Here is a 24,363-nt window from a genome sequence, read left to right as displayed (position 1 = left end):
TTAAGCCCAATCAGATTGGGCTTAAGTTTAAAAATTATACATCAATTCAGCATGATATCATCAAAATAAATGCTGACTTAACCATCGATCCAGATACCATCTTGCATATGTAGGATTCTATCTGCTGATTTTGCCAGTTGCTCATCATGCGTCACAATCAACATGGCCATATTAAATTCCTCACGTAAATCACGCAGTAATTCAAAAATAGATTTTGCTGTTTTGCGATCCAAGTTTCCTGTCGGTTCATCGGCTAACATCAACTTCGGTTGTGTGACCAAGGCACGTGCTAAAGCCACACGTTGACGTTCACCCCCCGATAGCTCACCAGGTTGATGCGTTAAACGATGTGATAATCCAACCCGTTCAAGCAAATATTCAGCACGTTCTTTAACCTTTTTATATTCGGCATCTTTTCTTAACATCAACGGCATCGCGACATTTTCAAGCGCAGTAAATTCAGGCAGTAAATGATGAAACTGATAAACAAATCCTAGATGTTCATTACGTAAGAAACCACGTTCAGCTTCACCTAAGTTATCAAAACGTTTGCCATTTAAATTGACAAGACCTTGGGTCGGACGATCAAGACCGCCCAAAATATGCAAGAGTGTGCTTTTACCTGAACCACTTGAACCCACGATAGAGACAAACTCACCTTGCGCGACTTGCAAAGATAAACCTGTAATCACGTCTACATGCGACTTGCCATCCGTAAACGATTTATAGATATTTTGCGCCTCTAAAACCACTGGACTTTGTGTAGCACTATTCATAACGAAGCGCCTCCGCAGGTTGAATTTTAGCTGCTCGCAATGCAGGATAAATGGTTGCAATAAAGCTTAGACCTAAGGACAAGCTCACAATCACCACTACATCTTGCCATCTTAAATAAGAAGGTAAGTAGTTGATAAAATAGGCATCGAATAAATGTAATCCAAATGCAGTATTCAACCAGCCAATAAAGTTACTAATTCCTAACGCAGAGATAATCCCCAAAATTGCACCAGCAACCGTTCCAACCACACCAATCACAGTACCTTGCACCATAAAAATGCGGGTAATTGTTGCTGGTGACGCGCCTAATGTTCTTAGAATCGCGATGTCTGATTTTTTATCCGTCACAACCATGACCAATGAAGACACAATATTAAATGCAGCAACAAGCACGATGAGGAATAACAATAGACTGACCATTGCCTTTTCCATTTGGATTGCGCTGAATAAATTACCATGCGTATAGGTCCAATCTGAGGCATAGAAACCGCTTGGTAACTCACGAACAATTTCATTGGCAACCTGTGGCGCTTGGAAAATATCATCCAGTTTCATACGCACACCTTGCGCACCGTCAGGTAGACGTAATAGCGTAGATGCATCATTGAGTGCGATGTAACCTAAACTCGAATCAACTTCTGCACCAATACTAAAAATACCGACGATTTTAAAACGTTTAAAACGTGGTACAACGCCTGCTGGCGAAGGGGTTGCTTCAGGTAAAACCAAGGTGACATTGTCATTTAGACCAAGGCCTAACGCATCAGTCATTTGTTTGCCTAGAACAATGCCATATTCACCTTTTTTTAGTTGATCTATGCTACCTTCCACCATATGATTTTGGATAATTGAAACCTTCTTTTCATATTGAGGTTCAATACCAGTCACCATGATGCCGGCGACCTGTCCTTGTGCAGTAAGCATACCTTGTAGTTGGGTAAATGGAGCAACACCAGTCACATGCTTATGTTGTTCAATTTTCTTTGCAAGTACAGGCCAGTCTGTTAGAATTTGTGTTGAAGAAACAGTGGCTTGAGGTATCATACCTAAAACACGGTTCTTTAACTCTCGGTCAAAACCATTCATAACAGATAAAACTGTAATCAGTACAGCAACCCCTAAGGTTAGACCGATCATGGAAACCAAAGCGATAAAAGAAATAAAGTGATTACTACGCCGTGCGCGAGTGTATCTCAACCCTATATACAGCGAGATTGGTTTAAACATACCATTCTAGTCCGAGGTGTTTTATGGAAGCGTTACAGCATCAAAATGAAGCAAATGAACGTCGTGTCATGTCACGAATCGATGCTGCGTTAAGGATCAACTATCAAATCATTTCTGAAGAAGTTGCGCTGAACGATCCATATGATGCTAATTTTGTATTACCGCGCTATTTTCTACTACTTGCAGAATTAGATCAATTTGATCATGCACTTCACTACGAATTAGAACAATTAAATGAAAAAGATCAACAAATTGCTCGAATCTTATCCTTATTCAACCAAAAGTTAAACCTTATTACTGGTTCTCTTTACGATTCTATTGTACAAACCATGTTACCAACGCCACAAAAAGTCAATTTTTCTGAAAGTGGCTTCAGTTTTACCAGTCAACAATACCTGAAACAAGGTAGCTTTATTCATGTCACCCTGAGTCATCCTGAAAATTTCTTCCATATTGCAGCAACGGCACAAATTGCGTACTCGGAACCTGCTGAAAATGAGCAATATCGTGTAGGTGCTTACTTCATTACCTTACACCCACAAGATAAAGTCAAACTGGCTGAATGTATTCAACAAAACATCACCCTACAGAATAATTGATATTGAACATATGGACTCTACTTTATTCGCTTTTGCCTTGATTGCCTTAGGTATGGCATTCACCCCTGGCCCAAATATGATTTATCTGATCTCAAGGTCCTTGTGTCAGGGCAAAACTGCGGGGATGGTTTCATTGGGCGGCACAGCACTCGGTTTTGTATTTTATATGCTGTGTGCTGCTTTTGGGATCACCGCTTTATTAATGACGATTCCAGTTGCATATGATGTTTTAAAAATTGCTGGTGCGCTCTACCTGATTTATCTCGGCTGGAAAGCAATTCGCTCTCCTCATTCGCCTTTTGAGATTGCCAGTCAACAGTCTTATTCTAATTCAAAACTATTTTTAATGGGCTTTTTGACCAATCTACTCAATCCTAAAATTGCGATGATGTACTTAGCTTTGCTGCCACAATTTATCAAACCACACCAAGGCGATGTTTTAGTGCAAACGCTGAGTTTAGGTTTTGTGCAAATTGTGATTAGTCTACTCATCAACATGCTGTTTATTTTTACTGCCAGTTCATTTACTCAATTTTTAAATCGTCACGTACTTTGGTTAAAAGTACAAAAATGGTTTATGGGTACGGTATTTTTTGGCTTAGCAACACAAATCATGCTGAGCTCCAAAAGATAATACCAAGCAATCCAATATAAACTTAAACATTATCAGCAAGATAGACAGTAAAAACTAGTGGTATAAATTCACCTATATGCAATGACATCCATCTTAGCCACACCCATAAAAAACGACTCAAAGTGGAGTATTTACTTTGAGTCAAATAGGGTCTGTTGACAATTCGTCTATGTTTGCGACTACGTGTGTTTTTTAGGCGATACTAGGCGCGAGATACGAAATTTAGTCATTCTAAATGAGTAGTTCGTAACGACGTAGCGGCAAAAAACACACTAGTCCCCCGCTGCGCCTTGCGCTGCAAACAAAGCAGTGCTTTGTTCTTGCTCAGGGTTGTGGCTAAAATTATCTCAGCCTTCGTTATGAAACTCGAAAATAGTCTCGCTATTCTCATTCATGCTTTACGACGTATACGTCTCATGCTCAATTTTAACCTACAACGCAAGCCATTTATGAAATGTCTACAGACCCTGTACTAATTTAAAAAGTTTCTTTTTGATAAGCAATTATTCTGCCAACTTATGAATTCGCTTGGCATAACTTGAATGGGCAGAATGATCAAGCTTAGTCAAAATACCATCATCCCCCAAGATACGACGTGCACCTGTTTGCGCCCATTGTGGTAATAAAGCATAAGCACCATGTACTGCTTGTAAGTAATCAGGTACTGCAATAAATAACCGAGGCTTAATCAAAGCACTCACGACTGCATTGGCAACCTGTTGCGGTGTTACTGCTGGAATCGTTTTTGCCGCATTTTCAGTCCCAGCGGTGAGCTCTGTCAGTACTTTACTGGGTAAAATTGCAGTGAACTGAATAGCTGAATCACGAAACTCACCTGCAACCGCTTCGGTGAGACCAATCACAGCAAATTTAGTTCCAGAATAAACCGCAGAACCAGGTAAGGCAAAACGCCCTGCAAGTGATGCGATATTGACAATATGGCCTTGTTTATATTTAAGCAATTCAGGAAGTGCCAATTGCATACCAATGATGACACCACGGAAATTAATATCGATCTGTGCATCTGCTAAAGCGGGATCTTCATCCAGAAAAGCCCCCATCGGCATAATCCCCGCATTATTCACTAAAGCATAAAGACTGCCATAATGTTGAATGGTGTTTTGAATAAACTGACCAAATGATTCACGATCACGCACATCCACTTTAAAAGCTTTGGCACCAATACGCTGTGCTTCTTTTTCGGCAAGTGCTAAATCGAGATCACCGATACTGACTTTTGCACCTTGTGCAATTAAAGCTTCCGCGGTAGCTAAACCAATGCCACGTGCGGCACCAGTAATTGCAATCACTCTGCCTTTTAATTTTTGTTTTTTTAACATTGCGCTATCCTTTATTTAAAATCTTGGTAAATTTCATATCCATTCCATCCTCTTTTATAGGCTTGCCTCTTTTATAGACACGCCTCTTTTATGGAATTGAATATGATGAAAGTTAAAATCCCTTTCTCATACGACATCTGCTTGCTTTAAGCTTGTGCTTGGTTCAGGTTGATGATCAATCAAATACTCAGCTAAATTAAAATGTTTCATCTTTACTCGGAGTTTATAGGTTGACCATGGCCAAACTGTACTGTTGCGCCCATTGCGATCAATAAAATAGCTTTGACATCCGCCCTTGTTCCAGACCGTAGTTTGCAAAGCTGCTTGGACTTTTTCATTAAAAACTTTGGTAATTTTGGGATTTGGTTCAATGGTCTTGATGCCCAATTGAATTGCCTGTTTCAAAGCATCGATAATGTAATCAAGCTGAGCTTCAATGATAATAAATGCTGAAGAACTCACAGCGACATTGGGACCAAACATCAGAAAGCCGTTTGGACAATTTTCTATCATTGTCCCCATATAGCCTTCAGGACTCCCCTGCCAAACATCGGACATCCGTTGTCCAAAACGGTTATAGACACGATTGGCAATGGGTGGCTCTGCAATCTCAAACCCTGTACCCAGAATAATCACATCAGCTTCACAATGTTCACCATTACTTGCAATTAAGGTATTCCCTTTAATTTCAGATAAACCACTGGCAATCACCTCCACATTGTCTTGTGCTAAAGCGGGATACCAATTGTTGGATTGCAAAATACGTTTACAACCAATAATAAAATTGGGGGTTAATTTTTCTCGTAGGCGCGGATTTTTAATATGGTAATTTAAATGCCATTTGGCTAATTTTTGGAATTGCTTCATAGCCGCAGGACTTTGAATTCCACCATTTATCGTTTCAAAAATTCCATAGACTGAGCCTCGCATCAGCTGTTGAGTCAGCGGTAACAGCTTAAACATGGCACGAACAGGTGCAAGTAATGGCATGTCTGACTTTGGCAAAATCCATTGTGCAGTACGTTGAAAGATCGTCAGTTGTTTAACTTGGGATTGAATCTGCGGTACAAACTGGATGGCAGAAGCACCTGTTCCAATCACCGCAACCCGTTGAGCTGTTAAGTCCAGATCATGCCGCCATTGTGAAGAATGGAAAATTTCTCCTTTAAAAGTTTCAATACCTTTAACATCAGGCAATACAGGTTCATGCATGGGACCACAAGCTAGAATCGCAAATTGAGATCTTAACTCGCCCTGTTCGGTTTGGATAATCCAGCAATTTTCCACATCGGACCACTGTGCTTGTAAAGCTTCACGATTCAAATGCACATGTGGCATGACCTTGTACTTATCGACCACATCAAATAAATATTGTTTAATTTCTTTTTGCTGTGCAAAGACCCGTGACCATCCAGGATTTTGTTCAAAAGAGTATGAATAGAGCGCCGAAGGTACATCACAGGCGCAATCTGGATAGGTATTTTCACGCCAGACCCCGCCCATTTCAGCAGCCTTTTCCAGCAATATAAAATCTTCAATCCCTGCTTGTTTTAATTTGATTGCGGCACCAAGACCAGCAAAACCACCACCCACGATAATCACTTTATAAAAGTTTTTATCTTTAGTGCTTTTTTTCATTTGTTCCATGTTGAAAATCGCTTAGAATATAAACAATAGGAATACAATGTCAAAAACGGAATGACTTGTCAATTTCCATTGTTTAACAATTTTGAATATTTATTTGGTATTCTTTGCCTATGAATGAACCACCTTTAACTCGTGCAGAACGTCAACGTATCCAATTACAAGCTGATATTTTAGAAGCTGCGTTTTTAGAATTTTCTGAGCGTGGATACCATCAAACAGCGATTTCAGATATAGCCAAACGCTTAGGCATTGGTCATGGTACTTTTTATCGCCATTTTGAAAATAAACGCGATATTTTGCAGCATGTTATTTCCGATACTATGCAAAAAATCATGGCATTGCTTACCGGTGAAAATGCACCTCAAGCAGTGAATAATATTGAAGAGTACCGTGAACAATGTCAGCGAATTTCTGAACGCTTCCGTCTTTTTGCACAAGAGAATCCTTTAACTCTAAAATTATTATTACTTGAAGCAACCTCGATAGATGCTGAAATGACCAGATTTATTCAAAACTTAATGCAAATGGCGGGTATTTTTACTGCTAACTATTTAAAGCATGGGGTAGATTCTGGGTTTTTCCGTGAGAATTTAGATTGTGAAAATACTGGGCATAATATCATTGGGATGATTACCAATGGGGCTTTACGCTTTTTAGCCAACCCTGAAGATCTGAATGGTTTAAAAAACTATGGAGATTCGATTATTGAATTAATCATTGGTGGAGTTGCTAAGGCATCAGCCTGATTTATAGCAACCAACGGAATATAAATTAAACTGTTTTATTTATCTCATTCAATCCTACGGGTTATGGTTATCTTGTGAAGACATCAATCTCACCCATGGACGGAGATATAGCCTCAATACAGTTTTTTATTTTTTATCCTAAGATTGAAATAATACTTAAATTTACTCAAAAACTGTCCATAACATAGATTATGGGCAGTTTTTAATGAGATAAAATATTAGACTTCTTTCATAAGTCCTTTTTAAAACCATAAATCAATATAAAATCCCCCTCATCCTAGCCTTCTCCCAGAGGGAGAAGGAACTTTCAATACCAATATGATTCACTCCACATGATCATTTTTTGATTTATGAAAGATCTTTATTGAAGATAAGTTTGCATTTTTAAATGCTATTTTTTATAACGAATACAATTACGCCCATCTTTTTTTGCCAGATATAAATATTCATCAGCAGCTTTAAACACCTTATGGATGTCGGTAGAAATTTCAGGCCAATGCGCAATCCCTATTGACACGGTAATCGCAGGTATTTCTCCGATTGGCGTTACTTCTAATGCCTGCCGAATCCGTTCTGCAATATTAATGGTTAAATTTTGGCTATCAATCGGGCTTAGAATCACAAATTCTTCTCCACCAATCCGACAACAAACATCAATATTCCTAACACAATCTTTAATATTTTGTGCAGTCTTGGTCAGGACTAAGTCGCCTTTTTCATGTCCATATTGATCATTAATTTTTTTAAAATAATCGATATCCACAGCAATAATTGCAAATGGTGCGTCATTTTTCATTAAGCGTTCAATATGTAACTCCATCCCTCTGCGGTTATAAAATCCTGTTAACGGGTCTGTATTTACATAATGATTGAGTGTAGAGATTTTTTTCTTAAAATTTGAAGAACTCTGTAACAGTGAGCGTTTAAAATTTCTCACTTCATAATATAAAGCATCTACATCTTTAATTTGAGTTGCAGTCTCTGGGTTATTGAGATGACTCGCCATGGTTGCTAAGCGGTTTAAAGGCGCTGAGATATAATATGATATCTTCCAAATAATCAAAAAGATCAAAATATAAAAACCAAGCATATAAGCAATAATTTTATAAATCAGATATGGAACTTTTTCTAAAAGCTTATGGGTCGGTTGTTGTGAAACGATGATCCAGTTGGTATGACTGACTCTGGCAAAGCCCGCTAAATTATCTACGCCTTTGCTATTGATCAGTCTTATTTTTCCAATCATATGACTGGTCATATAGTTAAGACCGGTATTGTCTGTTGCAAGAGTACCAATTCGACTCGCATCAGGATGAAAAATAATTTTTCTGTTGCTATCCAATACATACATATAGCTGTCTTTATAGTTAAAGCTCAGTGTCAATAACTCGTTAATGATATTTTTTTCTTTTAAATAAATTGCACCACCAATAAAGCCCAAATACTTTTTGTCTTTATCAAAAATAGGCTGTGAAATAAAAACAATTAAATTGTTTTTGATTGAATAATATGGACTTGTGATCACCGTGTTTTGCGTTTCAATGGATTGTTTAAACCCCAGTGTTGTATTCACCACATTTTTATTAATGGCAATTTTTGAAGGTGAGTAATTCAGTACATGTCCGTATTTATCCGAAATAATCACACTGTCAAAGTAATTCGATTGAAATTTAAGTCGGTCTACTTCTGACTGTTTAAATTGCTCATCATTAAATGAATCCCCCAGCAAAGTGGCACTATAATTTAACTGCTTTAACACAGTCTGAATTTGAGAATCCGTTTTTTGGGCAATCTTAGTGGCATATTCCATATTTACTGAAAGAGAAGTATCTAGTAGTTCTTTTTTTTGAATAGAATAATTCACGAAAAGTGAAGCAATAAATAGAATAGCGATGCTGAATATTGCTAAAAAAAGAATAAGTTTTCTCAGATTTAACTTTAAACAAAATATGAGTTTTTTCAGTTTCATGAGGTCATTTGCAAAACAGCATTTGATTGAATTTTATTCTTTTTTACTTAGTATTACTACAATATTTTTACCATTGTTTAATTTATTTTCATGATTTTTAAATGGTTTCCCTTAACATAATTTTTAAGAAAATTTGTTCAAGATAATCATCAGGCTTTGTTCAATGAATTCTTAACGACTTTAACTCAGTATATAAACCATGCGAAAGTATACAAATGACGAATATATTGCCTCATAAAAATAAACTGAATAAGGTGTAAATTAAACCAAAAAAATTCCTGTATTATTTTATTTCCCCATGGCTATATGCCTTTACTATAGGCACTACAGATATCATGAGGCTAACTAAGAATTGCTTGAAGTTGCATATCATTTTAGCGTATTTCGGAAGTCATATGTTCTATTAAGTGAAATGCTTAAAATGATTTAAATCACACCATTATCTTTTTTATTTTAACGTTTCTATCCTAGAAAAATAGAGAAAAATAAATAGAAAATACACATGAATAAGAATTATTTTACTCAATGGATCTATGAGCCTTTGAACAGAATATTTTGATCATCGTTGTCTTCTAAAAATGATACTCTCGTCAACCTTATCTGACAGTTATCCATTTTATCGTATATCTGTCAGATTAAAGCTATATTTGGCTTTTAAGGATCACAAACCATCTTTACTCTGTTTACATCCAATCACCATAATACTCGTAATAATATCACCTGGACCCGTCAGTGCTGTGATATTACAAAGGTATTGAGCATGCTCTTGTACAGCGTTTTGATAGTATCCTGTTGGACGATATTGATTTTCATAAATAGCGCCAACAACACCTTGCCCGCCTGTTTGACCAACGACACGCTGACCCGCATATTCAGTCCCCGTTTGTACAAATTGCTGTACGACACGTTGTGAAACAATCGAATTTTCCCACATTGCAGAGCCACCTAATTTACTCGCTGGGACGCGATAAGTTGGTGAGCCAAAGATTCCGATCGCTTTATTTACATGTTGTCCGACCAATTTATCAGCAGCCTGTTGCACAGGATTAGGTGTTGAAACACAACCAGTGAGTAATAAGCCTAATGTGAATACAGCCAAAATACCTGCGACTCTATGTTTATCTCCCTTACTCTGGCGTTGTCGGTTATTGCTTGTACTGATTGTCAATTGTTGTTTACTGATCATAAGAAAGTTTCCTTTTGCTTACGCTGATGATTTATCTACACTAAAACCAATAAAAATTTTTTTTAAAACACTTCGATGCTTTAGACATCATGAGCAATCATAAATTATGGATCAAGATAATATTCAGCCCGCACATTGCCTTGTTCCAATTCATAAGCGCGTTCAGCCACACGTTCAAGCGACTGTCGGTCACAATCCAATGCGGTCAAGTTTTTACCCGAAGGTTTAACTGCATTTTCATCATCAAATGCAGCTTGATCACATTGATCATCTTTAAAATTTTGCAAAGATTGCCACTCTACTTGAGCATCAGCTAATCTGCTTTGTTCATATGTTGAAAGCTTGGATGTTAGTTTTTTACGGCCTGATTTAATCTTTCATTCTGACCTAAATGCTCTGCACTAATACACAGTTGCTTGTTCCCTGTGGTTTTTGCTGTATTTATACAGCTTTGGTAGGTTTTTGAGTATTGCAATGTCGGTGCAGCTGATAACAAAGTTGCAAAGCTACATAAGCTACCAATGCTCAAAATATAGATGTATTTTGAGTATATTTTATTCATATTCTTAACCACTTTCTAAAAAGGTTTATTGCAGAAGTGTCTATAATTTATTCACATACTAGATATACTTTATAGTTTAATTCATGTGAAATTAAAACCATAAAAAGGCAAATACTATACAAAATTTAAGACATTTTATTCAGACTATATTTAGTCTTATCCATACAATTCGGCCTTAAGCCTATGAATTTTTTATCACATTGCATACTGAGCACTGCTTGGCTTGTAATGCAAAATATCGCGTGAGATCAGCGTGTTGCTACTATCTAAATTAACTGCACAAATCTATATACAAAATAAGGCAGTACAAAGTTGATGCTAAGATGAACTCAGATTTTTGAAATGTTATTACTGTGCAATACAAGACGCTATATAAGATAATTATTATTCAATAGATTCTGTAAAATTCACTGTTTAAATAGACCGTTAAAATGCGTTTTAAACAGATAAAAAATGACCTTAACGAAGATACGCCAAGGTCACGCTTACAACAAATAGATTATCCTGGGAAAATACCACGTTCCATACGTGCTTTTAAGATACGCTCACAACCTAAAATAAAGGCAGCCGTTCTTAAACTACATACTTTGTCATTTGAGGTTTGCCATACGTCATTAATCGCTTGAACCATTAATTTATCGAGTCTTTGGTTGATTTCTTCTTCCGACCAGAAGTAGCTCGACATATCTTGAACCCATTCAAAATAACTGACCGTTACACCACCCGCATTACAGATCACATCAGGTACAACCGTAATACCACGTTGGATTAAGACATCATCTGCTTCTGGATAAGTTGGGCCGTTTGCGCCTTCGAGTACCAATTTCGCTGTTAATTTCTGTGCGCGTTCAACCGTGATTTGACCTTCCAATGCGGCAGGAATCAAGATATCCATTTCAACATCCCAGAAATCTTCATCGCTAATCGCTTGAGCACCAGCAAAGCCACCCACACCTTGATTACTTTCTAGATAAGTTTTTAAAGTAGCTAAATCAATACCTTGAGGATTATAAATCGTCCCTGTATGGTCTTGAATCGTTACAATAATAGATTTCGAATCGGCAAATAGATATGCAGCTTCACTACCAACGTTACCAAAACCTTGGACAGCAACTCGTGCACCCTCTAAAGGAAGTTTAATTTTTGCGGCAACTTGTTGACCGGTAATAAATACACCACGACCCGTTGCTTTAATACGTCCTAAAGAACCACCTAAATGAATCGGCTTACCTGTAACAACACCTGTTACGGTATGGCCTTGACCCGAAGAATATGTATCCATAATCCAGCCCATAACGTTAGGATTGGTGCCAACATCCGGCGCTGGAATATCTTTTTGTGGGCCAATGATATGGCTAATTTCACTGGTATAACGACGTGTTAAGCGCTCTAACTCACGTGGAGAAAGCTGACGAGGATCAACACGAACACCACCTTTTGCACCGCCAAAAGGTAGATTTAAAACCGCAGTTTTAATGGTCATCCATGCAGAAAGTGCCATCACTTCATTGAGATCTACATCTGGATGGTAACGAATACCGCCCTTACCTGGACCACGCGATAAGTTATGTTGAACGCGATAGCCTTCGAAATGACGGATTGTGCCATCATCCATTACAATCGGTACATCGACAATCAAAGCACGTTTTGGTCGCTTTAACGTGTCGACATAATCTTTCAGATGTTCTAAATACGGTGTAACTCGCTCAATCTGTTCGAGGTAGGTAGACCATGGACCGTTATTTTGAGAGATATAAGATAAATTAGACATACTTTGCTTATCCTTTTGATGAAGTCACTTGAATCATCAATCAAATATGTAATTAAAAATAATATAAGCGGCTAATTTGGCAGTTCTGTTGTCCAAATCAAACCGCGGATTACATTCAGCCACATCAAAAACTTTGATCTTGCCAGTTTTTTTAATGGCTTCTAATAATGGGTCAAAAATAGATAAATCGATTCCTTTCACCGCAGGTGCGCTGACACCCGGCGCAATGCTAGCGTTAAATACATCAAGGTCAACCGTAATATACAAATAGTCTACTTTTTTAATAAAATTATTTATTCTTAAGATTAAATTTTCAACATTTTGCAGTTTTAATTCATAATCGTAAATATAATTACAGTTTAAACGCTCTGCTGTGTCAAACAAAATTTTAGTATTTGAATGCTTGGCAACACCGATACACATGTAGTTAAATTCTTGATGAAACTGTTCTGATAGTTTAGCTGCATTTAAAAAAGGTGTGCCTGAAGTAACCTGTTCAGCTTCACGCAAATCAAAGTGTGCATCGAAGTTAATAATGCCAATTTTCTTATTCAAATGATTATTTTGAATGTATTGAAATAAACCAGAAAAACTGCCAAAGGCAACTTCATGCCCACCGCCTAACACAATCGGCTTCATATCGGAATTTAAACTACGTTCGACTTGATGCGCCAATTCCGCCTGTGCTATTTCAAGTTCAGCATTATCACAAAGCACGGTGCCTAAATCGATAATGGTCACAGGTTGATGCACAGGTAAATTTGCCAATTGAGCACGAATCATATCTGGTGCATCCGCTGCACCTAAGCGTCCATGGTTGCGTTTAACACCTTCATCTGAACTAAAACCAATGAAAGCAAAAGATGCTTGAGGACTGGTATTGATCACTTGATGGAGACGTAGATGTGCATCACCTTCCCCATCTTGTCGTCCTTGCCACTTAAATGAATGATTCATTATTAATATCACTTTATAAAAATTAATCTCAAGCTGAGATCAAGATTTCATTTCCATGTTGGATGATTCGTTTCGCTAAATCACCGCCAAGCCAGTACACAATCTCAGAAGGATGCTCAATATCCCAAGCAATAAAATCCGCCACTTTACCCTGTTCTAAAGTGCCATGCGTGTCTTGTAGGCCGAGTGCATAAGCGGCATGCGTTGTGACACCTGCGAGTGCTTGTTCTGGTGTTAAACGGAATAATGTACTGCCCATATTCAGCATTAAACGTAATGACAAGGCGGGTGATGTTCCTGGATTTAAATCACTGGATAATGCGATACGCACACCATGTTGCTGCAAACTGTCTAAAGGTGGATACTTGGTTTCTCTTAGAAAATAGAATGCCCCCGGCAATAACACAGCAACTGTGCCTGAAGCGGCCATGGCTTTGGCATCAGCTTCGGTCATGTATTCCAAATGATCTGCGGATAAAGCATGGTAACGCGCAGCAAGTGTTGAACCACCAAGAGATGAAAGTTGTTCTGCATGTAATTTAACAGGTAAGTTTAATGCTTGAGCTGCTTTAAAAACACGTTCAACTTGCGCAGGAGAAAATGCCAAATGTTCACAGAAAGCATCGACTGCATCGACTAAACCTTCTTGATGCAGTTTGGGTAACATCTCCGTACAGATATGCTCAATATAAGCATCACTTTGATCTTGATACTCAGGTGGCAAAGCATGTGCTGCCAAACACGTACTTTTTACAGTCATCGGTAAAGTTTGAGCGACTTGACGAATCACACGGAGCATTTTACGTTCATTGCTATAGTCCAGACCATATCCCGACTTAATTTCAATGGTGGTTACACCATCTTTAAGCATACAACGAATACGTTTGAGTGCCGAAGCAAGGAGCTGCTCTTCGCTTGCTTCTCGTGTTGCTCTTACAGTGCTTGCAATACCACCGCCACTCGCTGCGATTTCCGCATAACTGGCACCTTGCAAACGTTTTTCAAACTCAACACTGCGATTTCCGCCAAATACACTATGCGTATGACAATCAATTAAACCGGGAGTCACCCATGCGCCATTGAGGTCAATGATCTCAGCATAGTCATCTACAGGAACATCTTTTTCTGCGCCAATCCAGTGAATATGTTGTGCTAAAGTGACGATTGCAGCAGATTCAATACTGGAATATTGCCCATCTTGCATGGTTGCAACATGACAGTTTGTCCAAAGTTTTTTCATTGACATTTCCTCTTGCTGCTCATGCTTTAATCACGCTTGAGCAGCTTCAGTATCAGCTTTCCATTTCGATGTTTTGTTGGAGATCTGGTTTTTCTTTTACTGAATTTTGCTTGGGCTTCACCCATATCGTGTAAGCAATCCAGAGTAAAACTAACCATGTTATACCGACATAAAGTGCAGGTCTTGAGTCTGGGAAATATCCCATCATGGCTAAAATAAACAGCATAAATACAATGGCAAATGCAGGTGCATAAGGCCAGCCAATCACAGGAAAATCTAATGCTTTAATTTCTGATTTAGACAGTTTACGGCGCATACCCACTTGAGAAAGTAAAATCATTAACCATACCCAAACCGTTGCAAATGTTGCAATTGAAGCGATGATAATAAATACATTTTCAGGGATCAGATAATTAAGCACGACACCGACAAGTAACACCCCAGCCATCACTACAACAGTCATCCAAGGAACACCATTACGTGAGAGTTTCTGGAACACTTGAGGTGCTTGTTTATGCTTAGACATACCATACAGCATACGTCCTGCACCAAATACATCACTATTGATCGCGGAAATTGCAGCTGTAATCACCACAATATTTAAAACAGTTGCTGCAGATTTGATGCCTAAATTTTCAAAAATTTGTACAAATGGACTTCCTTGGCTACCAATTTGATTCCATGGGAAAATCGACATCAATACAAAAATTGTCAGAATATAAAAAAGTAAGATACGTACAGGAACCGCATTAATCGCACGCGGAATCGATGTTTTCGGATCTTGTGATTCACCCGCTGTGATCCCAATGATTTCGATGCCACCGAATGCAAATACCACAACAGATAAGCAGGCAACTAAACCCATAATCCCATTGGGCATAAAACCTTCATGTATCCAGAGGTTTTGGATACCGGGTACAAAGCCTGTGTGATCTGCATTAAAGCCGTAGAACATCAGACCAAAACCACCCAAAATCATGGCAACAATAGCGCTGACCTTGACGATGGATAGCCAGAACTCGACTTCACCAAAGACTTTAACGTGAATCAGGTTAATTGCCCCTAAGAACATAATCAGCGATAAAATCCAGATCCATCGTGGTACATCGGGGTACCAAAACCCCATATAGATACCAAAAGCAGTCACGTCAGCCAAGGCGACAATGATCATTTCAAAGACGTAGGTCCAACCTGTGGTAAAACCAGCTAAAGGACCAATATAATTTGAGGCATATTCACTAAAAGAACCTGATACGGGGTTATGAACAGCCATTTCCCCTAATGCTCGCATCACAATATAAATTGCAATCCCTGCAACCATATAAGCAATTAAAACAGACGGACCTGCCATTTTAATTGCCGTTGCTGATCCATAGAAAAGCCCCGTGCCAATCGCTGAACCCAATGCCAAAAAGCGGATATGACGGGTGTTTAACCCCCGCTGTAATGTGGAGTGTTGTGACATTATAATCTCCAATCCTTGAGGAAATTTAGTTAGATTCGGTCACTCCATGTGACCGTTTTATTGATCACACTTCAGACAAGCTCGGTAATAGCTTCGCAATGAGCAATTCGTTCAGGCAACCACTTGCGAGCAATTCACTTGCTTGTTCGATATCTGGCGCGAAGAAACGATCTTCACTGTAATACGCCACTTGATCACGCAGAATTTTGCGGGCACGTTCAAGTTTAGGAGAGCTTTTCAATCCTTCACGGAAATCAAGTCCTTGACATGCACCTAACCACTCAACTGCAAGAATGCCGCGAACGTTATCAGCCATATACCACAAGCGTTTTCCTGCATTAGGCGCCATGGAAACATGGTCTTCCTGATTTGCAGAGGTCGGTAAACTATCAACACTGGCAGGATGTGCAAGTGCTTTATTGTCACTGGCCAACGCAGCGGCTGTTACTTGAGCAATCATAAAGCCCGAATTCACCCCACCATTGGCAACCAAAAATGGAGGAAGCTGTGACATATGGCGATCCATCATCATCGAAACACGACGTTCAGACAGTGAGCCAATCTCAGCAATCGCTAAAGCCAAATTATCAGCGGCCATCGCCACAGGTTCAGCATGGAAGTTCCCCGCTGAGATAACGTCACCTTCTGCAGCAAACACCAATGGGTTATCTGAAACTGCATTCGACTCAATCGCTAATACTTCTGCTGCTTGGCGAATTTGCGTTAAACAAGCACCCATCACCTGAGGTTGACAACGCAGTGAATACGGGTCTTGAACCTTGCTACAATCCTCATGCGAATGTGCGATTTCACTTGATTCAGTCAATAAGTCACGATATGCAGCGGCAACATCAATTTGACCACGCTGACCACGAACTTCATGGACACGTGCATCAAATGGTGCACGTGAACCGAGCATAGCTTCAACGCTTAATCCACCACAAACGGTCGCAGCAGCAAATAAATCTTCTGCTTCAAATAGACCACGTAATGCGTATGCTGTTGAAACCTGAGTACCATTTAAAAGTGCCAAACCTTCTTTGGCCGCTAAAGTAATGGGTTCTAAGCCTGCAATTTTAAGTGCTTCAACTGCTGGTAACCATTCCCCTTTATAGCGTGCTTTACTTTCACCGAGTAAAACCAGAGACATATGTGCAAGGGGTGCCAAGTCACCAGAAGCGCCGACTGAACCTTTTAATGGAATATGCGGATAGACTTCTGCATTGATCAAGGCAAGGATTGCATCAATCACTTTAGGACGGATACCAGAAAACCCACGTGCCAAACTATTGGCCTTTAACAACATAATTAAGCGAACCATCGCATCATCTAAAGGTACGCCCACACCAGCGGCATGAGAAAGTACCAATGAGCGTTGTAATTGTTCTAAGTCTTCAGGGGCAATTTTACTTGAAGCGAGTAAGCCAAAACCAGTATTGATTCCGTAAGCTGTGCGTCCTTCATTCACAATTTTTTCGACACACGCAACACTTGCATTGATGCCAGCATAAGCACTGTCATCCAGTTTAACTTTAATTGGATTTAAATACGCTTGGCGAAGATCTGCGAGTGTAAGCTTGCCTGGTTGAATTAAGAGTTCCATTTTGACGTCCTGTTTTGCGCTATATTGTTCTCTTACGATGCCGCTTACACAATTGCAAAAAGCATCGTAATGTCCATGTCTTTTATTTGGTGATCATCGGCAAGTTCAAACCTTGCGCTTTGGCACATTCAACGGCGATATCATAACCAGCATCTGCATGACGCATTACGCCTGTTGCTGGGTCATTGGTCAACACACGAGCAATACGTGCTGCTGCTTCATCCGTACCATCACAAACAATCACGACACCTGAGTGTTGAGAGAAGCCCATTCCTACACCACCACCGTGATGTAATGAAACCCAAGTCGCACCACCTGCTGTATTAAGTAAAGCATTCAGCAATGGCCAATCAGATACAGCATCAGAACCATCTTGCATTGCTTCAGTTTCACGGTTTGGACTGGAAACTGAGCCTGAGTCTAAATGATCGCGACCTATGACGATTGGTGCTGAAAGCTCACCACTACGTACCATTTCGTTAAATGCCAGACCTAATTTTGCACGCAAGCCTAAACCAACCCAGCAAATACGTGCTGGTAAGCCTTGGAAGCTAATCCGTTCTCTTGCCATGTCTAACCAACGATGTAAATGTTCATCGTCTGGAATCAATTCTTTAACTTTTGCATCTGTTTTATAGATATCTTCAGGGTCACCTGAAAGTGCAACCCAACGGAATGGTCCAATACCACGACAGAATAATGGGCGGATATAGGCAGGTACAAAACCTGGGAAATCAAATGCGTTTTCTACGCCTTCTTCCTGCGCCATTTGACGAATATTATTGCCATAGTCAAAGGTTGGAACACCCATTTTTTGGAAATCCAACATCGCTTGTACATGCTTTGCCATAGATTGTTTTGCAGCTTTTACCACTGCTTCTGGCTCAGTTTTGGCACGTTGACGATATTCTTCCCATGTCCAACCAATTGGTAAATAGCCATTGAGTGGATCATGTGCACTGGTTTGATCCGTCACCATGTCCGGATGAACACCACGGCGAACCAATTCAGGTAAAATCTCAGCTGCATTGCCATGTAACGCAATCGAAATCACCTTGCCTTCTTTGGTATAACGGTCAATACGCGCCAAAGCATCATCTAAATCTGTGGCTTGCTCATCGACATAACGTGTACGTAAACGGAAATCAATACTGGCTTGCTGGCATTCGATATTGAGCGAGCAAGCGCCTGCCAAAGTCGCAGCTAAAGGCTGAGCCCCTCCCATTCCACCTAAACCAGCAGTCAACACCCAACGACCTGTTAAGTCACCGTTGTAGTGCTGGCGACCAGCTTCAACAAAAGTTTCATAGGTACCTTGTACAATGCCTTGGCTACCGATATAGATCCAAGAACCTGCGGTCATTTGGCCATACATTGCCAAGCCTTTAGCATCTAGCTCGTTGAAATGTTGCCAATTTGCCCAATGTGGAACTAAGTTTGAATTGGCAATAAGAACACGTGGTGCATCTTTATGTGTTTTGAACACACCAACGGGTTTACCTGATTGAACCAATAAAGTTTCGTCATTTTCTAAAGTTTTAAGTGTTTCAACAATCTTGTCATAACATTCCCAATTACGTGCAGCACGACCAATACCACCGTAAACAACAAGCTCTTTTGGATTCTCTGCGACATCAGGATCAAGATTATTCATCAACATACGCAGTGGAGCTTCAGTCAACCAACTTTTTGCATTGAGCTTAGTACCACGAGGTGCGCGAATTTCTACATCACGAAATTTTGTTGTCGTTGTTGTCACAATAGGACTCCTTCCTTTGAGTTTAAACCAGCAAATTAAACTGCATTCACTGTATAGCAATGTACTAACTTGTATATACATCTATATACTACACAAATCTTTAATATTGAAAAGATGCTTTTTAAATTATTTTTAAAAAAATTTATAAACATATAAAATAAATAGATTTATTTTTCATAAAAACAAAAAAACGCAGACAACTTCAGGTTGTATGCGTTTAAGTAAAACCAATAAAATTTATATTTTTGTGAGTTGTATAAGACAAGTTTGCTTTAAAAATTGTTGATTTAATGTGATAGCTTGTAATGATTTTTCATTTTCAAGTTTAAGACTGTCCTGATGTTCCAAAAGAAAAATCTGTTGACCAATTTCGATAACTAAAACCTCAACACTCTGATTAAAAATAAACATCACGTCAGACGATATAGGTATTTCTAAAGCTTCTGGAGAAAAAATCCACTGATACTGTGCATCAAACTTTTTCGGATTATAAATCAAATTAAAATCGCGAATGTGCCCGGCCAGCAATTCACAGCTGACCACACTGTCCCCATGAAACTCGACGGACTGCAATGTTTTTAAATGCTTAAAATCATCATCTATACACAGTGAAAGACCTTGACCTTCCAATACCGTCAAAAAGCGATTCATCCCATTAAACTTGGAAAAATCACCTGATGTTTTCACATCGGCCATCGAAATCCGCCAATCAAACTCAGCTAAGCTTTCACAGACACTACGGGCGATTTCAAGCGTATAGCCTTCGCCATTTTTCCATCGCATTTTTTTGTAATGGCTGGCTTTTAAAAGCTCAATCATTGGGTAAATTTACCTTCCAAATAATAGCGACTGCCAGGATAAATCAGTCTTGCACTAGAAATCAGTTGTTTATTGGACCATGTCCTACGACGGATCAATAAACAAGGCTCTGTTTTATTGATTTTTAACCATTTACATTCTTGTGCTGAAGCAAGAATCGCCGTAACCACATGCTCACCTTCAGTAACAGGTGCTTTTGACATTAAATAGGCATTAGGCGTGATAGTTTTAAAATCTTGTGCCAAATAATCTGGAATCAGTACGGGATCAACTAAACGATCTTCGATCTGCACAGGCACATCATTTTCATAATGCACAATGATCGAGTGAAATAAGCGTTGTCCTTCTCGAATTTGCATTAACCGACTTTGTTCTTCATTGGCTTGAATTTGTTCAAGTACCAATACTTCAGCATGATGTTTATGATTTCTCGCAATAATTTCTTCTGCAATATTGTTCACATGAAATAATGCTGTACGACCTTGTCCTTCAGCGACAAAAGAGCCAACACCTTGTATACGGACTAATAAGCCTTCACTAGTCAGTTCGCGCAATGCCCGATTGACCGTCATACGACTACAACCCAGTAAATTCACCAACTCACTTTCTGAAGGAATTTTTTTATTTACAGTCCATGTTCCTTCATAAATTTTTTGTGAAATCATTTGCTTCACGCGCAAATACAAAGGAACAGGACTATCTTCTTCTAGAGATAAGTCTAGATCATTGTGCTTTGACGCTCTTGACATTGGCTAAAACTCATACAAAATATTCTAAATCATTGTATCTTGAGTCGATGTTATTTGTATATACAAGCCTATACAAATAATCATGATAAAAATATCCATTACTCATCAATGGCATTCCAACTTATATCAATTTAATCATACCAAGTATGTTTACAGCATGGTGATAACAATACTATTACGAAGTGAAGATTTTGCTTTTTACATGTTTTTGTACATGTTGTTGTTATTGCGTGGCGACATAAATAAGGAGGCAAAAGCCTCCTTATTTATTCAATCAAATTAGAAAGTCTTTCTTAAACTCAACCAGTATTGGTGATTATCGCGATCTTGCAACTGCTCTGGGGTATTTCCAATTGGAAAGGCAACTTCTGCATTGGCTTGAATATTCCACGCACTCGTCCAGTTCAAACCTAAACCTGCACTACTGATTTGAACTTGATTATCGCCTGTCACACCTGCCCAACGCTTAGCATTTAACGTGACTTCTGCTGTATCGATAAATACTTTCGCTGTTAGCTGATACTTTGCATCGGCAAATAAACTTTGTCTAAGTTCTGCTGTGGCCAAATAACCTGTAGAGCCTGCAAATTGACTCGATTCATAACCACGAACATTAAATGGACCACCACCTAGATATTGCTCTGCACTGTCTAGATTATAAGGACTGTATTGTCCATAAATTCCCAAATAGCCTTGCGTGCCCTTATTGCTTAGGTTTTGTAAGCGTGACAGATTCAATGTAGCTGTATAGTAGTCTCCAGCTGTCTTCGCTGTTTGCGTATCTAAAGCAGCGGCATCATCATTTTTAAATTTCACACGACCATAACTGGTTGAGGCACCATATTGGGTTAAGCCTCCACCCAAGAATTGATCAAACTGCGAGCCATCCAGTCGGGCAGTCACCACGTCAATATTTCGATGTTTGTAATATTGATTGAGCTGAATATCATCTTTCAGTTGTTTATGATCGTATTGTAAGCTGAGAAGGACTTCTGCATTATTGGTCAGTAAAGTAGGTTGGCTAATGAATACGCTACTTTGTGCAGCACTCCCTTCTGCGCCAATGTTTTTTAGCTCTTTTCCAAGTTCATAATCTAGATAAGAATAACTTGCGCCTGCCCGAGTACCCATTCCTGTAAAGGTAAAGGCATAACCCACGCGCCCGTAGTTCATGCGTTTGCCTGCAGTCATTACATCTAAGCTTAGTTCATCACCTAAGCCGGCAAGGTTGTTGGCAGAAATTCCAGCGGTTCCACGCACTTGACTGGTATAACGATTACCAAAGTTATCTGCGCCAATATAACCATTCAACATGGCTGCATTTTGTACTTCAACATTGAGTTGGCTACTTCCGACTGTCGCACCAGGGGTCAAAACATTTCGGGTATTGACTCCATTTAAACGATTGAGCAGTTTGAGTTGTTGTTGCATCTGGTCACTGTTGATCCGCTCACCTTGTTTAAGTGGCGCAACGGTTTGTTCAATCAGCCAGTTTTGCGTTCGACTTTGATTATCAATCTGGGTTTGATCATAATACGCTTCGAGTACATTGATACGTACTACGCCCTGACTTAGATTCTGCTGAGGCAGATAAGCCCGACTATAGGCATAGCCCTGTTGCTGGTAGTAAGTGGTAATCTTTTGCGCAACTTGCCAAAGTTGCTGAAGACTCAATTGTTTACCTTCGGCATCCGCCACTAAGTGATGCAATTGCGCTGTGCTAAAACGACTATTTCCAGTGATTTCAATTTTGCGTACAGAGATTTGGATATCAGGTGAATTAGGTACGTTATTACTTGCTGAACTTTCTACCTGAACAGCAGCCTGTGGTTCAAGGCTTTGTCCTTGTTGCTGTTGTTGTAACAGTTGACCCGCATTAGGTGCTGGCGCTGCATAGTTACTGCTGGTCAAAAGCATCAGACAAGCAGCTACAGATATTGCCAATATATTGTGTTGTTGTTTCATCAATTAGTGCTCCCCTGCCAAAATTTGAATACCTGCAGTGTTAACTCCACCTTGGCGTACATCTAAATCAACTGTATTTAAGACGTTATTGGTTTCAGGCAAATAACGAGGTCGTTTGAATTGTATAGCTTGTAAATACGCTGCAGGGGTTAACAGATAAATATCAGCTGTGGTCACAGCGGTGGTATCCACAAGTTTGTAGTTTTGAGCATCTAAGCCACCTAGACTTAAACCTGTAATCGATACATTTTTTGCTTGCCCTGTGGTCGCACTGTCAAATTGTCCTGTTGCTGTTGCAACGTTTAAATTATCCCCAGCGTAAATGCCGTTGAATTGTGCGTTGCTGAGATTAAGCTCAGCGGCAGTTAATCCATTATAAGTACGATTGTTGGCCGTAATTCCAGCAATGTTTTGAATATTGGCTTGGCGAATATCTGCCGTAGTTTGTGCAGTGTTATTCACCAACTCGTAGTTGTGTGCATCTGCACCACTTAAACTGACACCCTGAATCGAGACTTGTTTTGCTATACCCACATTTTTATCGCTGAATTGTCCTGTTGCTGAAGCAACTTTCAATTCATCGCCTGCAACCATACCAGTGAATTGTGCTGATCCAGTATTTAATGTTGCATTGGTGGTTGCATCATAAATACGATTATTGGCGCTAATGCCTGTCACTTGGTTAATTTTAGCTTTCGCAATATCCAATGCACCATCAACGAAAGTTAGCTCATAGTTTTTGTCTAGACCCGTTGCGGAATTGGTATATTGACCTGCATCTTTAGCAGTCACAGTTGCGCTTATACCTGAGAGTACTGATTCAGTTTCACCATTGACCAAACCTGTTGCAGTAAAACCAGCAGCTGTTTGGTCTTTACCGTTATAAGTAGTTGATACACTATTGGCGGTTACAATGGCTTTGGCTTTGGCAATATCCAAAGAGCCATCAACAAAGCTTAGCTCGTAGTTTTTATCTAGACCCGTTGCGGTATTAGTGTATTGGCCTGCATCTTTGCCTGTGACAGTTGCCGAAACACCTGACAATACACTTGTAGTTTCGCCATTGACCAAACCTGTCGCAGTAAAGCCAGCAGCCGTTTGATCTTTACCGTTATAAGTGGTTGATACACTATTAGCAGTAACAGTGGCTTTGGCTTTGGCGATATCCAAAGAGCCATCAATAAGCGTCAGATCATAGTTCTTGTCTACACCTGTTACTGTGTTGTTGTATTTGCCTGCATCTTTAGCAGTCACCGTTGCACTGACACCTGAGAGTACTGATTCTGTTTCACCATTGACTAAACCTGTCGCACTAAAGCCAGCAGCCGTTTGATCTTTACCGTTATAT

General features: G+C 39.5%; 21 protein-coding genes. 3 read left to right on the top strand and 18 right to left on the bottom strand.

The window, feature by feature from the left end:
* Window positions 1-77: 77 nt before the first annotated feature.
* Window positions 78-776: a lipoprotein-releasing ABC transporter ATP-binding protein LolD gene (gene lolD / locus FY049_RS19740; protein ID WP_004721773.1), complete on the bottom strand. Its 699-nt coding sequence runs from the start codon at window positions 774-776 to the stop codon at window positions 78-80.
* Window positions 769-2,004 carry a lipoprotein-releasing ABC transporter permease subunit gene (locus FY049_RS19735; protein WP_004721775.1) on the bottom strand — a complete coding sequence of 412 codons (1,236 nt, stop codon included), beginning with the start codon at window positions 2,002-2,004 and terminating at the stop codon, window positions 769-771. The genes lolD and FY049_RS19735 overlap by 8 nt, the downstream gene beginning before the upstream one ends.
* 23 nt (window positions 2,005-2,027) lie before the next feature.
* Here FY049_RS19735 and FY049_RS19730 point away from each other — a divergent pair, with 23 nt between their 5' ends.
* Together FY049_RS19730 and FY049_RS19725 are read left to right on the top strand one after the other, a co-directional pair.
* Window positions 2,028-2,603: a PilZ domain-containing protein gene (locus tag FY049_RS19730; protein WP_004721776.1), complete on the top strand. Its 576-nt coding sequence runs from the start codon at window positions 2,028-2,030 to the stop codon at window positions 2,601-2,603.
* Window positions 2,604-2,613: 10 nt separating this feature from the next.
* On the top strand, window positions 2,614-3,237 hold the full coding sequence (locus tag FY049_RS19725; protein WP_224965143.1) for a LysE family translocator: 624 nt from the start codon (window positions 2,614-2,616) through the stop codon (window positions 3,235-3,237).
* 503 nt (window positions 3,238-3,740) lie between these two features.
* Here the strand turns inward: FY049_RS19725 and FY049_RS19720 are convergent.
* Both FY049_RS19720 and FY049_RS19715 read right to left on the bottom strand, forming a co-directional pair.
* Complete coding sequence (locus FY049_RS19720) at window positions 3,741-4,577, bottom strand: SDR family oxidoreductase (protein WP_224965142.1); 837 nt, start codon at window positions 4,575-4,577, stop codon at window positions 3,741-3,743.
* Between the two features lie 126 nt (window positions 4,578-4,703).
* On the bottom strand, window positions 4,704-6,224 hold the full coding sequence (locus tag FY049_RS19715) for a flavin-containing monooxygenase (protein WP_446084210.1): 1,521 nt from the start codon (window positions 6,222-6,224) through the stop codon (window positions 4,704-4,706).
* 110 nt (window positions 6,225-6,334) lie between these two features.
* Here FY049_RS19715 and FY049_RS19710 point away from each other — a divergent pair, with 110 nt between their 5' ends.
* Window positions 6,335-6,970 (top strand): TetR/AcrR family transcriptional regulator, encoded by a 636-nt coding sequence (locus FY049_RS19710; RefSeq protein ID WP_446084209.1) that lies wholly within the window; start codon window positions 6,335-6,337, stop codon window positions 6,968-6,970.
* A gap of 391 nt (window positions 6,971-7,361) precedes the next feature.
* On the opposite strand, the gene FY049_RS19705 is transcribed toward FY049_RS19710, so the two are convergent.
* The 14 genes from FY049_RS19705 to FY049_RS19640 form a co-directional block, all read right to left on the bottom strand.
* Complete coding sequence (locus FY049_RS19705; protein WP_224965139.1) at window positions 7,362-8,939, bottom strand: sensor domain-containing diguanylate cyclase; 1,578 nt, start codon at window positions 8,937-8,939, stop codon at window positions 7,362-7,364.
* A gap of 661 nt (window positions 8,940-9,600) precedes the next feature.
* Window positions 9,601-10,125, bottom strand: coding sequence for a hypothetical protein (locus tag FY049_RS19700; protein WP_004721788.1), 525 nt, complete (start codon window positions 10,123-10,125; stop codon window positions 9,601-9,603).
* A gap of 104 nt (window positions 10,126-10,229) precedes the next feature.
* Window positions 10,230-10,412 (bottom strand): hypothetical protein, encoded by a 183-nt coding sequence (locus FY049_RS19695; RefSeq protein WP_419314852.1) that lies wholly within the window; start codon window positions 10,410-10,412, stop codon window positions 10,230-10,232.
* A 62-nt stretch (window positions 10,413-10,474) separates the two neighbouring features.
* Window positions 10,475-10,687 carry a hypothetical protein gene (locus FY049_RS19690; protein WP_446084208.1) on the bottom strand — a complete coding sequence of 71 codons (213 nt, stop codon included), beginning with the start codon at window positions 10,685-10,687 and terminating at the stop codon, window positions 10,475-10,477.
* Between the two features lie 499 nt (window positions 10,688-11,186).
* The gene (locus tag FY049_RS19685; protein ID WP_446084207.1) at window positions 11,187-12,458 is read right to left on the bottom strand and encodes a Glu/Leu/Phe/Val family dehydrogenase; all 1,272 of its coding nucleotides are present in this window, start codon (window positions 12,456-12,458) and stop codon (window positions 11,187-11,189) included.
* 36 nt (window positions 12,459-12,494) lie between these two features.
* Window positions 12,495-13,415 (bottom strand): formimidoylglutamase, encoded by a 921-nt coding sequence (hutG, locus tag FY049_RS19680; protein WP_446084206.1) that lies wholly within the window; start codon window positions 13,413-13,415, stop codon window positions 12,495-12,497.
* Window positions 13,416-13,443: 28 nt separating this feature from the next.
* Complete coding sequence (hutI, locus tag FY049_RS19675; RefSeq protein ID WP_446084205.1) at window positions 13,444-14,655, bottom strand: imidazolonepropionase; 1,212 nt, start codon at window positions 14,653-14,655, stop codon at window positions 13,444-13,446.
* A gap of 52 nt (window positions 14,656-14,707) precedes the next feature.
* The gene (locus FY049_RS19670; RefSeq protein ID WP_004721798.1) at window positions 14,708-16,120 is read right to left on the bottom strand and encodes an amino acid permease; all 1,413 of its coding nucleotides are present in this window, start codon (window positions 16,118-16,120) and stop codon (window positions 14,708-14,710) included.
* Window positions 16,121-16,184: 64 nt separating this feature from the next.
* Window positions 16,185-17,723, bottom strand: coding sequence for a histidine ammonia-lyase (gene hutH, locus FY049_RS19665; RefSeq protein ID WP_056515934.1), 1,539 nt, complete (start codon window positions 17,721-17,723; stop codon window positions 16,185-16,187).
* An 82-nt stretch (window positions 17,724-17,805) separates the two neighbouring features.
* The gene (gene hutU, locus FY049_RS19660) at window positions 17,806-19,482 is read right to left on the bottom strand and encodes a urocanate hydratase (protein WP_004820229.1); all 1,677 of its coding nucleotides are present in this window, start codon (window positions 19,480-19,482) and stop codon (window positions 17,806-17,808) included.
* A 237-nt stretch (window positions 19,483-19,719) separates the two neighbouring features.
* Entirely contained in the window at window positions 19,720-20,301 is a 582-nt protein-coding gene (locus FY049_RS19655; RefSeq protein ID WP_446084204.1) for a HutD/Ves family protein, read from the bottom strand.
* Window positions 20,298-21,050, bottom strand: a complete 753-nt coding sequence (gene hutC, locus FY049_RS19650; RefSeq protein ID WP_004721807.1) for a histidine utilization repressor — start codon at window positions 21,048-21,050, stop codon at window positions 20,298-20,300. Before hutC ends, FY049_RS19655 begins: the two co-directional genes overlap by 4 nt.
* Before the next feature lie 279 nt (window positions 21,051-21,329).
* Window positions 21,330-23,015: a ShlB/FhaC/HecB family hemolysin secretion/activation protein gene (locus tag FY049_RS19645; protein WP_446084203.1), complete on the bottom strand. Its 1,686-nt coding sequence runs from the start codon at window positions 23,013-23,015 to the stop codon at window positions 21,330-21,332.
* 3 nt (window positions 23,016-23,018) lie between these two features.
* A partial coding sequence (locus tag FY049_RS19640) for a YDG domain-containing protein (protein ID WP_446084202.1) occupies window positions 23,019-24,363 on the bottom strand: 1,345 nt, incomplete at its 5' end.

This window comes from Acinetobacter sp. 1125_18A (genome assembly GCF_052824985.1).
This window is presented reverse-complemented; position numbering and strand designations above follow the sequence as displayed.

Coding starts and splice junctions, on each gene's coding strand:
- lolD (WP_004721773.1), bottom strand. CDS start 776: ATGAATAGTGCTACACAAAGTCCAGTGGTTTTAGAGGCGCAAAATATC.
- FY049_RS19735 (WP_004721775.1), bottom strand. CDS start 2,004: ATGTTTAAACCAATCTCGCTGTATATAGGGTTGAGATACACTCGCGCA.
- FY049_RS19730 (WP_004721776.1), top strand. CDS start 2,028: ATGGAAGCGTTACAGCATCAAAATGAAGCAAATGAACGTCGTGTCATG.
- FY049_RS19725 (WP_224965143.1), top strand. CDS start 2,614: ATGGACTCTACTTTATTCGCTTTTGCCTTGATTGCCTTAGGTATGGCA.
- FY049_RS19720 (WP_224965142.1), bottom strand. CDS start 4,577: ATGTTAAAAAAACAAAAATTAAAAGGCAGAGTGATTGCAATTACTGGT.
- FY049_RS19715 (WP_446084210.1), bottom strand. CDS start 6,224: ATGGAACAAATGAAAAAAAGCACTAAAGATAAAAACTTTTATAAAGTG.
- FY049_RS19710 (WP_446084209.1), top strand. CDS start 6,335: ATGAATGAACCACCTTTAACTCGTGCAGAACGTCAACGTATCCAATTA.
- FY049_RS19705 (WP_224965139.1), bottom strand. CDS start 8,939: ATGAAACTGAAAAAACTCATATTTTGTTTAAAGTTAAATCTGAGAAAA.
- FY049_RS19700 (WP_004721788.1), bottom strand. CDS start 10,125: ATGATCAGTAAACAACAATTGACAATCAGTACAAGCAATAACCGACAA.
- FY049_RS19690 (WP_446084208.1), bottom strand. CDS start 10,687: ATGAATAAAATATACTCAAAATACATCTATATTTTGAGCATTGGTAGC.
- FY049_RS19685 (WP_446084207.1), bottom strand. CDS start 12,458: ATGTCTAATTTATCTTATATCTCTCAAAATAACGGTCCATGGTCTACC.
- hutG (WP_446084206.1), bottom strand. CDS start 13,415: ATGAATCATTCATTTAAGTGGCAAGGACGACAAGATGGGGAAGGTGAT.
- hutI (WP_446084205.1), bottom strand. CDS start 14,655: ATGAAAAAACTTTGGACAAACTGTCATGTTGCAACCATGCAAGATGGG.
- FY049_RS19670 (WP_004721798.1), bottom strand. CDS start 16,120: ATGTCACAACACTCCACATTACAGCGGGGGTTAAACACCCGTCATATC.
- hutH (WP_056515934.1), bottom strand. CDS start 17,723: ATGGAACTCTTAATTCAACCAGGCAAGCTTACACTCGCAGATCTTCGC.
- FY049_RS19655 (WP_446084204.1), bottom strand. CDS start 20,301: ATGATTGAGCTTTTAAAAGCCAGCCATTACAAAAAAATGCGATGGAAA.
- hutC (WP_004721807.1), bottom strand. CDS start 21,050: ATGTCAAGAGCGTCAAAGCACAATGATCTAGACTTATCTCTAGAAGAA.
- FY049_RS19645 (WP_446084203.1), bottom strand. CDS start 23,015: ATGAAACAACAACACAATATATTGGCAATATCTGTAGCTGCTTGTCTG.